The sequence below is a fragment of the Streptomyces sp. NPDC053069 genome (assembly GCF_044546895.1).
Classification (GTDB): domain Bacteria; phylum Actinomycetota; class Actinomycetes; order Streptomycetales; family Streptomycetaceae; genus Streptomyces.
The window spans coordinates 571,089-582,964 of the sequence record NZ_JBITZN010000001.1 but is presented as its reverse complement, the minus strand read 5'-3'; the positions used below and the strand labels follow the sequence as shown (position 1 = coordinate 582,964).

The following is an 11,876-nucleotide window of genomic DNA, read 5'->3' as shown; positions in this document are numbered from 1 at the left end:
GGAAAACCGGGCCACCCGATCGGGCGAACGGCGGCGGTCACCGGGCCGGTTTGTCCCCAGCCCGTTTCACAGCCCTGGGGTCCCACGAGACCCGGCAACGGGCCTCAGGACCGTTCCGCCACCACCGCCGGATCGTCCAGAACGGCCCGGACGACCGAATGTGCCGCGCCCAGCAGGGGCCCCTCCGGGCCCAGCCGGGACACTGTCACCGGGCAGGGCGGGCCCGCCGTGCGGCCCGCCAGCTCCGTCTCCAGGGACGGCAGCAGCCAGGGGGAGAGGCCGGCCAGAGCACCGCCGAGGACCACCGTCTCGGGGTCGAGGAGATTCACCGCCCCGGTCAGCGCGATGCCGAGCGCCGTGCCGGCGTCCCGCAGGGCGGCTCGTACGTTGTCGTCGCCCTGCTCGGCGCGCCCGGCGAGCAGGCCCACCAGATCCTCGCCCGGCTCCAGCCCCGCCGCACGCAGCACGGCCTCCTCGCCCGCGTACTGCTCCAGGCAGCCGCGGCCGCCGCACGGACAGGGCGGCCCGTCCGGCCGTACGGGCACGTGGCCCAGCTCGCCGGCGAAGCCGCGGGTGCCGCGCAGCAGTCCGCCGTCCACGACGACCGCGGCCCCGACTCCGATCTCGGCCGACACGTGCAGGAAGTCATGCGGCGTGCCGTCACCGAGCCACAACTCCGCGAGTGCACCGAAGTTCGCCTCGTTGTCCACGGTCAGCGGCCACGCGCCGGGCAGCAGGGCGCCGAGGTCGGTGTCGTGCCAGTCGAGGTTCGGGGCGCGTACGACCGTACGGCCGTCCCGTGCCACCAGTCCGGGCACGGCAACCGCCAGTCCGGCGGGCCACAGCGACTCCCGCTCCGCCTCCGCGACGACCCGGTGCACCAGCCCGGTCAGCTCCTCGACCACAGGTGCGGGCGCGCGGCCCCGGTTCGCTCCGTGCCGCACGGCCCGCGCGCGCACCGTGCCACGCAGGTCGACCGCGCACACCGCGAGGTGGTCGACGCCGATCTCGGCTCCGATCCCGGCCGGACCCCGGCCGCTCACCGCGAGTGCCGACCCGGGCCGGCCCACCCGGCCCGGACGCTCCGGGCCCAGTTCCTCCAGCAGCCCCCAGCGGATCAGCTCGTCCACGAGGGTCGACACGGCCGCCCGTGTCAGGCCGATGCGCGAGGCGACCGCGGCCCGCGACAGCGAACCCTCGGCGCTGACGGCGTGCATCACGCGGGCCAGGTTGCGTCGGCGCATGCCCTGCTGGGTGTCCGGCAGGGCGCGGCCGGCGCTCGACGGGCGGGCCTCGTGCAGCGGTGCGGTCATGCCTGAAGTCAGTCCCCGGTGTCTGCCGCCCGGCTCATCCGTGCGGCGTGGTGTCCGTCCCCCGCTCCAGCAGGGGGGCCGCGTCGGAGAGTACCCCGGTGATCCGCTCCAGGGTCTCCTGGTCCCGTTCCACGGCGTCCAGCACCGGGCCCGCGGCCGTGTTCCAGCGGCGGGCCACCGCTGCCGGGTCCTCGCCGGTGAGCAGGCCGGCGGCCTGTGCCGCGGCCCCGAGGGCGACCAGTTCCCTGGCCTCGGGGACCTGGACCGGCCGGCCCGACAGCCGCCGTACCGTCTGCTGCCACGCCGTCCCGCGTGCCCCGCCGCCGATCAGCAGCAGCGGGCTGCTGCGGTCCGCGTCCTCGTCCAGGACCAGGTCGAGGGCGCCGAGCAGCGCGTGAACGGCGCCGTCGTACGCGGCCTGCAGCAGCTGGCCTGCGGTCGTGTCATGGCGCAGGCCGTGCAGCAGGCCGGAGGCGTTGGGCAGGTTCGGGGTGCGCTCGCCGTCCAGGTACGGCAGCAGGGTCACCGAGCCGCCGGGCTCCACCGCGTCACGGTCCAGGCCCAGCAGCGCCGCGACGCGGTCCGCCGCGAGCGTGCAGTTCAGGGTGCAGGCCAGAGGCAGCCAGTCCCCGTGGGCGTCGGCGAACCCCGCCACCGTGCCGGTCGGATCGGCCGGGCGGTGCCTGGAGACGGCGTACACCGTGCCGGACGTGCCGAGGCTGAGCACCGGGGTGCCCGGCCGCAGCCCGAGGCCCAGCGCCGCCGCCGCGTTGTCGCCGGTGCCGGGGGCGACCAGCGTGCCCTTGGAGAACGGCAGGTCGTGGCTGTCGCGCACGGTGCCGGCCACCTCTCCCGGCCGCACCACACGGGGCAGCAGCGCAGGGTCGAGGCCGACGTGGGCGAGCGTCTCCGCGTCGTACGCCTCCGTCCCGGACGCCCACCAGCCGGTGCCGGACGCGTCGCCGCGGTCGGTGGTGCCCTGTCCGGTCAGGCGCTCGGTGAGGTAGTCGTGGGGGAGCCGTACCGCCCTGGTCGCGCGGACCGATTCCGGTTCGTGTTCGGCCAGCCAGGCCCACTTGGTGACCGTGAACGACGCGCCGGGCACGCTGCCGGTGCGCTCGGCCCAGGCCTTCGGACCGCCGAGTTCCTCCACCAGCCGGCGGGCCTGCGGCGCCGAGCGCACGTCGTTCCACAGCAGCGCCGGACGCACCGGCTCACCGCGCTCGTCCAGGGTGACCAGGCCGTGCTGCTGGCCGCCGATCGACACCGCGGCCGCCTCGTGTGCCGCGTCCCCGCACTGGCGCAATGCCTCGCACAGCGCCTCCCACCACTGACGCGGATCGCTCTCGCGGCCCGCGCCGGAGGACACGGTGTGCGGCGCCTGGCCGCTCGCCACCACCTGGCCGGTGGCCGCGTCCACGACCAGTGCCTTCGTGGACTGCGTTGATGTGTCCACGCCGACGACGAGCGGACCCTCGGCTGCTGACATCGGGCTCTCCCTTTTCCGCGACGTTCCGCGACTTGCGCGACGTTCCGCGACTCTGCGGGACATAGACATCTTGTCTCTTCCCGGAGGCGCGAGCGCATACTAATTTGTAAACGGCCATGACGAAATGGTCGCAACACAGCAAGGAGCCGCGGCATGAGCTACCAGCCCACCCCCGAGGACAGGTTCACCTTCGGCCTGTGGACCGTCGGCTGGCAGGGAAGGGACCCGTTCGGCGACGCCACCCGCCGGGCCCTCGACCCGGTCGAGACGGTGCGGCGCCTGGCCGAGCTGGGCGCCTACGGGGTGACCTTCCACGACGACGACCTGATCCCCTTCGGATCCTCCGACACCGAGCGCGAGTCGCACATCAAGCGGTTCCGTCAGGCCCTGGACGCGACGGGCATGACCGTCCCGATGGCCACCACGAACCTCTTCACCCACCCCGTCTTCAAGGACGGCGCCTTCACCGCCAACGACCGCGACGTACGCCGTTACGCGCTGCGCAAGACGATCCGCAACATCGACCTCGCGGTCGAGCTGGGCGCGAGGACGTACGTCGCCTGGGGCGGCCGTGAGGGCGCCGAATCCGGTGCCGCCAAGGACGTGCGCGCCGCCCTGGACCGCATGAAGGAGGCCTTCGACCTCCTCGGCGAGTACGTCACCTCCCAGGGCTACGACCTGAAGTTCGCGATCGAGCCCAAGCCGAACGAGCCGCGCGGGGACATCCTGCTGCCCACCGTCGGCCACGCGCTGGCCTTCATCGAGCGCCTGGAGCGCCCCGAGCTGTACGGCGTCAACCCCGAGGTCGGGCACGAGCAGATGGCCGGCCTGAACTTCCCGCACGGCATCGCCCAAGCCCTGTGGGCGGGCAAGCTGTTCCACATCGACCTCAATGGCCAGTCCGGCATCAAGTACGACCAGGACCTGCGGTTCGGCGCCGGTGACCTGCGGGCGGCGTTCTGGCTGGTCGACCTGCTGGAGAGCGCCGGCTACGAAGGCCCGCGGCACTTCGACTTCAAGCCGCCGCGGACCGAGGACCTCGACGGAGTGTGGGCGTCGGCCGCGGGCTGCATGCGCAACTACCTCATCCTCAAGGAGCGTGCCGCCGCCTTCCGCGCCGACCCCGAGGTGCAGGAGGCGCTGCGTGCCGCACGCCTGGACCAGTTGGCCCGGCCGACCGCGGCCGACGGTCTGCAGGCCCTGCTCGGCGACCGTACGGCCTTCGAGGACTTCGACGTCGACGCGGCCGCCGCGCGCGGCATGGCCTTCGAACGCCTCGATCAGCTCGCCATGGACCACCTGCTGGGGGCACGCGGCTGAACGCGAGGACGGCCGGGCAGCGGCACGCGCCGCCGTCCCGGCCGTCCGTCAGTCCGCTTTCCGGACTGACGGAGTCAGGGACGTCACAGTCCCTCGGGCAGCCGGACATACGTGACGGCCGTCCTGATCCCGCTGTCGACAAGCCGGCCCTGTGCGTCGAACGCGCCCGCGCCGTCGGTCATCCCGAAGTCGTTGTCGTTGATGAGGGCGAGCGTGTCGTTGTCCACGCGCGCGATGCCCTCGATCTTCCGCTGCACTCCGTCGACCTTGCCCAGATCCACCACGAGCCGCTTGGCCAGGACCGGTACGCCGGCGGACGCCGGGTCGTCCAGCTGTTCCAGGGACGGAGACGTCGTGTCGTCGTCCCAGGAGCCGCCCAGTATGCTCGACCGCCGCTTCAGTTCGACCAGTTGCAGCCGGGCCGCGTTGTCCGTGCGCTCCTCGACGAGCAGCCGGTCACCGCCCACGGCCACCACCGAGGAGATCTTCAGCTCGGAGGTGTCGTCCTCGCCCGGATCGACGACGTCCACCGGGTCGAACCGGTAGGCGTACTCGGCGGTGACGGCCTCCTTGCCCGGCGAGAAGCGCAGCAGCCGCGTGGTGCGCGAGGCGCTCCCGGCATCCGCGTCCGGCAGCGACAGCGGGCTCTGCAGGGCCAGCACCAGATCACCGCCGGGCAGCTGCGCCAGCCCCTCGAATCCCCGGTTGATCTTGCGGTGCAGGAAGACCGACGGGAGCGCCTCCACCACCGGGTAGTGCGCGCCCGTCGGCCCGAGCCCCTTCGGTACGTACCGGGTGAGCACCTTCCCGCGCGCGGAGACGTGGACGAGCGAGGGGCCGTACTCGTCGACGAGCCAGAACGTCCCGTCGCCGGCCTGCACGATGCCCTCGGTGTCGAGGCCGTTCGGGTTGTAGGAGAGCGGCGACTGCGCGTCGTAGGTGTACGGCGCCTCGTCGCGGCTCTTCTGGTCGGGCAGCCCGGTGACGGCCTGCCCGGAGGAGGTCGTCAGCGGGATTGCATCGATGACCTGGACCTTGTCGCCGCAGACCCGGATCTTCACGATCGCGGGGTCGAATCCCGGCACCGGGAACGTACGGCGCTTCGTGCCGTTCACCTTGATCTGCCCGTTGGGGCCGCGGTCGGTCACCGTCCAGTACTCGCCCTTGCGGCCCGCCGGGTAGATGTCACTGCCGATGCCGCCGAGCTTCACCCCGTGGTCGTCGTCGACACTGCCGGGCAGCAGCGCGTTGCTGAACGCGCCGAGCGGGATCTCGCCGAGCGTCGCCGTGCGGATGACGCGGGCGTCCTGGGACGGTGCCGCCTTAGCCGTCCCCGCGGCCTGCAACGTGGCGGCCAGGGCCAGGGACAGGCCCGTGGCAACGGAACGGTGGACGCGGCGCCGGCCGGCGGACTGCGGGGACATCGGGCCTCCTGGGGCAAGTTCATTGACAACGGCCACATTTGGGCCCCAGGAGGAACGTCGTAAGACCGCGGGGTGAACAGCCGGCGTCGGCCGTTCATCGGATCGCGACGATTCGAGCTGACGGCCTGTCAGCAGTCCTCTTCACCCTCCGGGCCGGTGCCGAGCCGCGCCGCGGCCAGTGCCGTCGCCGGATCAGCGTCCGGCCCGCCCGCAGGGGCCCAGTGCCCGGCCTCCTCACGGTACGGCCACCAGCGGCCGTCCCGGCCGAGGCGCAACTGAACCCCTCCGCCCGGGACGGTCCACCGGTTGCCGCTGCTGTGGAACTCCGGCCGCTCGTCCGGCTCCCAGGCCGCTTCGAGCGCCGCACGCGCGCGTGCCAGTGCCACACCCTCCACCTGCCATTCCTCGTCGAGCACGGCCAGGGCCGCGACACCACCGGCATGCCAGGCACGGACAGCCGTCGCCAGCCCCTGGCGGCCGCGGCCCGACCCCTCGGCGAGCCGTGCGACGACGTCGCCCGAGGGCGCTCCGCACGCGAGTCGTACGGCGTCCTGGGCGGCCGTGCGGGCCGTGCCGTCCCACGCACCCGAGCGCAGGACCACCGCAAGGAGCCGGTACGCCTCCACGGCGGTGCGGCCCGCCAGGTGCTCCAGCGCCACGGGATCGATGCCGGGCGCCGGTGCCGTTGCGGCCGTCAGGGACGGCGGTGCGCCCGGAGCCTGCGGGAGCCCGGGCAACTCCGGCAGCCCGGGCAGGATGTCCCCGGCCGCCCAGGCCTCCGCCGCGTCCACGCCCCTGGCCACGGAGCCCCCGGCCACGGATGTGGAGTCTTTCGTGCGGGACGCCGTACCGCGCACATGCAGCTCCGCCAGGAACGCATCCTTGCCGCGACCGCGCATCAGCAGCAGCAGAAACGGATCCTCATCCAGCAGCCGCGCCACCTGGTGACACAACGCGGCGGTGTGCCCGCAGTGGTCCCACGTTCCGCAGTCACACTCGGGTTCCAGATCACCCAGGCCCGGCAGAAGCTCGACACCGCCGACCGCGGCGTCCTCGACCAGCAGCGGCGGCAGCTCCCCGTCGAGGAGCGCGGCCATGTGCCCGGCCTGCTCCACGGTCACGTCCAGGAACCGCCGCCACTCCTCCTCGGACAGCTCCGGCACGAGGACATCGGCCCGGTGGGCCGCGCCTCCCGGATCGCGTACGACGGCGGTGACCCGCCCCGGCCGCACGGTCACCGCGCCCACTCCGCCCGCTCGCGCCAGCCTGCGGCCGGCCTTGACCGCCGCACCGTCCAGGGCCGCGTCCTCCAGCGCCTGCAGCCATGCCCGACCCCACCAGCTCTGCGCGAACCCGCGTCCGTGGACGGGTGGCAGTGCGGCAAGCGTGCGCCCCGCCGCACGGCCGTGCTCGTCGTCGTAATCGCTCATCGTGCCTCCTTGCGCAGCTCGACCAGCGCGGCCAGTTCCGCGTCCGTCAGTTCCGTCAGCGCGGCCTCGCCGGTTCCGAGCACCGTGTCCGCCAGCTCGCGCTTGCGGTCCAACAGGTCCGCGATGCGGTCCTCCAGGGTTCCCTCGGCGATCAGGCGATGCACCTGCACCGGCTGTGTCTGCCCGATGCGGTACGCGCGGTCGGTGGCCTGCGCCTCGACCGCCGGATTCCACCAGCGGTCGTAGTGCACGACATGCCCGGCGCGGGTGAGGTTCAGGCCCGTCCCGGCCGCCTTCAGGGACAGCAGGAACACCGGTGCCCCGCCGTCCTGGAAACGCCGGACCAGCTCCTCGCGCGCGCTCACCGGGGTTCCGCCGTGCAGGAGCAGCGAGGGCACCCCACGGGCCGTCAGATGGCGCTCCAGCAGGCGGGCCATGCGCACGTACTGAGTGAAGACGAGCACCCCCGAGCCTTCCGCGAGGATGGTGCCGAGGAGTTCGTCGAGCAGCTCCAGCTTGCCCGAGCGGCCGGCAAGCCGCGGCTCGTCCTCCTTGAGGAACTGCGCCGGATGATTGCAGATCTGCTTCAGGCCGGTCAGCAACCGCACGATCAGGCCCCGGCGGGCCATGGCGTCGGCGGCCGCGATCCGCTCCAGCGTCTCGCGTACCAACGCCTCGTACAGTCCTGCCTGTTCCGGCGTGAGAGCCACCGGGTGATCGCTCTCGGTCTTCGGCGGCAGCTCGGGGGCGATGCCGGGGTCCGACTTGCGCCGCCGCAGCAGGAACGGCCGGACGAGCCCTGCGAGACGGTGTGCGGCGGCGGGATCGAGGCCGGCCTCGACCGGTTGCGCGTAGCGGGCGCGGAAGGTGCCGAGGCGGCCGAGCAGGCCGGGAGTCGTCCAGTCGAGGATGGCCCACAGCTCGGTGAGGTTGTTCTCCACCGGGGTGCCGGTGAGCGCCACGCGCGCGTGTGCCCCGATGGACCGCAATGCCCGCGCGGTCGCCGAATAGGGGTTCTTCACGTGCTGCGCCTCATCGGCCACGACCAGGCCCCACGGCAGTGCGGCCAGCCGCTCGGCGTCCAGGCGCATCGTGCCGTACGTCGTCAGGACGAACTCCCCGTCCGCGACGGATCCGAGAGCGCGTCCGGGACCGTGGAACCTGCGCACCGGCACACCGGGGGCGAACCGTTCGATCTCGCGTTGCCAGTTGCCGAGCAGGGAGGCAGGGCAGACGACGAGGGTGGGGCCGGCGGCCGAGGCGTCCGCCTGCCGGTGCAGATGCAGTGCGATCAGGGTGATCGTCTTGCCAAGGCCCATGTCGTCGGCCAGACAGCCGCCCAGGCCGAGGGCGGTCATGCGGGCCAGCCAGTCGAGCCCGCGGAGCTGATAGTCGCGCAGGGTGGCGGCCAGCCCCGGAGGCTGCTCGACGGCGGGTGCCGTCCCGGGGTCCGTGAGCCGCTTCCTGAGCCCTTCCAGCCACCCGGACGAGCGTACGTCGACCTGCCGGCCGTCGACCTCCGCCGAGCCGGTCAGCGCGGCGGCCAGCGCCTCCACGGGGGAGAGGGCGCGGTTCCGGCGGGACCGGGCGCGGTGTGCCTGCCGCGGATCCACCAGCACCCACCCGTCCTGCAGCCGCACCAGGGGACGCTTGGCCGCCGCGAGCCGGTCCAGCTCCTGCCGGGACAACTCCCGCCCTCCGAGCGCGAATTGCCAGCGGAAGGAGACCATGGCGTCCGACGAGAGCAACGACGAGGGCGTCGCGGCGTCCCGCCGAGCGGGCGTGCCGTCATCCGTCGGCCCGACGGTCGCGTGCGACGCGAGCTCACGCGACAGCTCCTTCGGCCAGTGCACGTCGACCCCCGCCGCAGCCAGGGCCCGCGTGCCCTCACCGAGCAGTTCGGCGACCTCGTCGTCGGCGAGGGCGACGGCGTCGGGTACGGCGGCGGAGAGCAGCGGCGTCAACGGCGGCCAGGCGTGCGCGGCGCGGCGCAGGGCCAGCAACGCCTCGGCACGCGCGCGTGGAGCGGCCGTTTCGTGCACGGCTCCCGCACCGGCCCACAGGGCGGCGGCATCGATGACGTCCGTGGCCCCGCTCACGCCGTGCACCTGCAGCACCGCGCGGAACGCGACCGCAGCGTCGTCCCGCTGTACGGCGTCGTCGAGCCCGCAGACCTCCACGCGCAGTGACAGCCGCACGCCCGCGTCCTGGCCGGCGGCGATGTCATCGGCCCACGCCCGAAGATGGGGCAACCGCTGCGGCTCGGGAGCCGCGTAGGCGGGGCCGCCGGTCACCGACGGGGCGGCGGGGGAGCGTGGCAGTACGTCGGCGACCGCGTCCAGGAAAGCGTGCAGCAGCCGCTCCGGTTCGGGCAGCCGGAGCGGTCCCTCGGGCGAGAGCGGTACCGCATGGGCCTCCGGGGGCATGGAAGCGGCGACTTCGCGGACCAGCTCCGCGTCCCGGGCCGACAGCGGGCCCACCCGCCAGGCGTCGTGACCGCCGGGGGACAGACCCGGCAGCAGAAGCCCACGCGCCAGGAACGACAGGGCCAGTTGGCAGGCGGCACCCCAGAAGCCCGCCGAGCGATGCCCCTGCCGCAGTGCACGCGCGCGTGTGAGCAGCGGCAGAACATCGTGTACGGGCAGCAGGACCGCTGGCGTACGGACCGGCTCGACGCCGCCGTCCACCATGGGCATCACGATGTCCAGCTCTGCGGCGGAGCCTCCGGCGACGAGGGGGAGGGCCTCCCCGCCGTCCCGTTGCCAGAAGGCGATCCGGCCAGTGCGAGGCGGGTCGGACGGCAGGAACACCGCGCAGCAGCGGGTCAGTTCGGAGAGTTCGGAGGGTGGTGCCGTGGGGATGGTCTGCACAGCTGAGGCGCACTCCTCAAATTTGACTACTGAGTCGGAGTCGCCGAGAGTACAGCACGTCGGAGGTGGCCCCGGCATACTGACGACGTGATCCCGGCCACTTCACATTCTGTTCGAAAGAGAGAAGAGGGCGGCCCCGGCCAGTAGGGGGAGCGGCTCAGGGTTGTCTCGGGGTCGGGTTCCGGAACTGCATGGAGCGGGCGGCCGTTTTCAGGTCGGAGAGCGGCAGTGGCCGCGAAGGAGGCGACGCTCATGTCCAAGAACGCGAAGATCGCCGTCGGGGGTGTGGCGGTCGGGCTGCTCCTGCTGATCTGGCTGCCCTGGTGGGTGGCGTTCCTGATCGTGGTCGGGGTCCCGGTGGCCGCCTATCTGGCGCTGGACCCCTCACAGCGGCGCAGGCTGCGCAGGGTCACCCGCAAGGAACTCGGCCGCTGAGGCGACAGCGGATCCCCACGGGGAGGCGCGCCGGGCGCCTGTCGGGGGTGGCGGACCGCGCGGCGCCCTCGCCGAGGGGGTGCCCGGCCAGGGGCTTCGCGCCTGGCCGGGGGACGGCCTGCTCCCTCGGGCCTGTTCACCCGGCCCCACGTGCGGACCGCCCGGCCCCTCGCGCGCGTCCGGCTTCGGAGACGGCCTCGATCTGGCGGGGCGGGGGCCCGGTGTGCGCCGGCCGTGGTGTCGTGCGGGCTAGACGGGGCGTACGGCCATCTTGTCGAGTGCCTCCAGCAGGCCCGGCAGTTCGGGGCCCCGGCCCACCGGCAGCACCTCGCCGGGCTCCTCGTCGAGCAGGACGAAGGCGATGTCGTCGGTGCGGGCCACGATCGACCAGCCGGGGCCGTCGGCGCGCAGCATACGCGCGTCGCCCGGGGCGAACGCCGAGCGTACCCGGCCGAGCGGCGGCGGCGTGTCGACATAGGCGCGGGCCTCCGCCAGCACCCGCCTGACTCCCCGGTGGCCGCTCCGCGGCACGCCCTTCTCGCCCTCCGACGGCAACTCCTCGGCCTTCTCCTGCCGGTCCGGCTTCTGCTCCCCCTCGGGCACGGAGAATTCCGCGTCGTTGATCTGCTCCCGCCACGTCGCCCACTGCAGCGCTATCTCGTCGGCGCCCAGGCGGCGCTGGGCCGGCCCCCAGGAACTGGTGTCCGGCGGGCTCAGCGCAGGCCGCTCCGCCACCTCGGCAGCGGGGTCATGCGGCGCGGGGACGCCCGGGGCCGCGACCGAGACCGCCAGCGGCCAGCCCGGCAGGGCGGTCACGACGGCGCGCTCGTCCGGAGACAACTCGTACTCCATGCCGCAGTCCCAGGAGGCGATCGCCACGGCGACCAGCGAGACGTCGTCGATGACGACCGTCCAGCGGGCGCCCTCGCCGTCCTGGCCCAGTATCAGCCCGTACCCGTCGGCGAGGGGCGCGAGTCCCAGCGCCGCGCACGCCTCCGGATAGTCGTCGCCCAGAACGCTCGGGAACTGCGCCGGCGTCAGCAGCACTGCCGTCAGTACGTACAGCGCATCCTCCGCGGCGGCGACGGCCTCATCCTCGGTCCCGGCCATCCCTGCCTCCAGTGGTTCGTCCATCGGCGCGCACCCTAGTGCGAGCGGAAGCCGCTTGTCACGACTCCTCACACCACGCGGACCTGCAGGTTTCCGCCTGGACGGGGGCGAAACGACCACATCGAAGGGGATCTTCCTCAGCTCGTGGGCAGCCCGAGGAGATCACGGGCCACCGCCGCCGGAGACTCGTCGCGCTCCCGGGCCAACGCGACGACCGCCCGGCAGGCGAGTTCGCTCACCCCGAACGACAGGGCCTCCGGCGACACCCAGGCCGCCGCCTCCTCGATCCGCTCCTGATCGTCCTCCGCGCGGGCGACGACATAGGTGGCCGCCGCTTCGAACAGGTTGTGCGCACGTCTGTCCCGGGTGCCCGCCGGCTGAGCCTGTGCGGAGTCGCGGAGTCTGGCGGCCATCTTGCCTATCCGGCCGAACATGCGGACCACCCTCTCCCCCGAAACGGGGTCGTCGTCGATCGCTCATCTGCT

Annotated in this window: 9 protein-coding genes; 2 read left to right on the top strand and 7 right to left on the bottom strand. The window is 73.3% G+C overall.

The window, feature by feature from the left end:
• Positions 1 to 104 precede the first annotated feature (104 nt).
• Entirely contained in the window at positions 105 to 1,313 is a 1,209-nt protein-coding gene (locus ACIGXP_RS02580; RefSeq protein WP_399763119.1) for an ROK family protein, read from the bottom strand.
• A 34-nt stretch (positions 1,314 to 1,347) separates the two neighbouring features.
• Positions 1,348 to 2,802, bottom strand: a complete 1,455-nt coding sequence (gene xylB, locus ACIGXP_RS02575; RefSeq protein ID WP_399763118.1) for a xylulokinase — start codon at positions 2,800 to 2,802, stop codon at positions 1,348 to 1,350.
• A gap of 153 nt (positions 2,803 to 2,955) precedes the next feature.
• On the opposite strand from xylB, the gene xylA reads away from it, so the two are divergent.
• The gene (gene xylA / locus ACIGXP_RS02570) at positions 2,956 to 4,122 is read left to right on the top strand and encodes a xylose isomerase (RefSeq protein WP_399763117.1); all 1,167 of its coding nucleotides are present in this window, start codon (positions 2,956 to 2,958) and stop codon (positions 4,120 to 4,122) included.
• 83 nt (positions 4,123 to 4,205) lie between these two features.
• On the opposite strand, the gene ACIGXP_RS02565 is transcribed toward xylA, so the two are convergent.
• The 3 genes from ACIGXP_RS02565 to ACIGXP_RS02555 form a co-directional block, all read right to left on the bottom strand.
• Positions 4,206 to 5,546, bottom strand: coding sequence for an esterase-like activity of phytase family protein (locus ACIGXP_RS02565; RefSeq protein WP_399763115.1), 1,341 nt, complete (start codon positions 5,544 to 5,546; stop codon positions 4,206 to 4,208).
• Positions 5,547 to 5,674: 128 nt separating this feature from the next.
• Complete coding sequence (locus ACIGXP_RS02560; protein ID WP_399763113.1) at positions 5,675 to 6,976, bottom strand: SWF or SNF family helicase; 1,302 nt, start codon at positions 6,974 to 6,976, stop codon at positions 5,675 to 5,677.
• Positions 6,973 to 9,846 carry an SNF2-related protein gene (locus ACIGXP_RS02555; protein WP_399763112.1) on the bottom strand — a complete coding sequence of 958 codons (2,874 nt, stop codon included), beginning with the start codon at positions 9,844 to 9,846 and terminating at the stop codon, positions 6,973 to 6,975. Before ACIGXP_RS02555 ends, ACIGXP_RS02560 begins: the two co-directional genes overlap by 4 nt.
• A gap of 252 nt (positions 9,847 to 10,098) precedes the next feature.
• Here ACIGXP_RS02555 and ACIGXP_RS02550 point away from each other — a divergent pair, with 252 nt between their 5' ends.
• Positions 10,099 to 10,281 carry a hypothetical protein gene (locus tag ACIGXP_RS02550; protein WP_351243327.1) on the top strand — a complete coding sequence of 61 codons (183 nt, stop codon included), beginning with the start codon at positions 10,099 to 10,101 and terminating at the stop codon, positions 10,279 to 10,281.
• Between the two features lie 249 nt (positions 10,282 to 10,530).
• On the opposite strand, the gene ACIGXP_RS02545 is transcribed toward ACIGXP_RS02550, so the two are convergent.
• The gene (locus tag ACIGXP_RS02545) at positions 10,531 to 11,391 is read right to left on the bottom strand and encodes a hypothetical protein (protein WP_363215383.1); all 861 of its coding nucleotides are present in this window, start codon (positions 11,389 to 11,391) and stop codon (positions 10,531 to 10,533) included.
• 137 nt (positions 11,392 to 11,528) lie between these two features.
• Entirely contained in the window at positions 11,529 to 11,825 is a 297-nt protein-coding gene (locus ACIGXP_RS02540) for a hypothetical protein (protein ID WP_399763110.1), read from the bottom strand.
• Positions 11,826 to 11,876 lie beyond the last annotated feature (51 nt).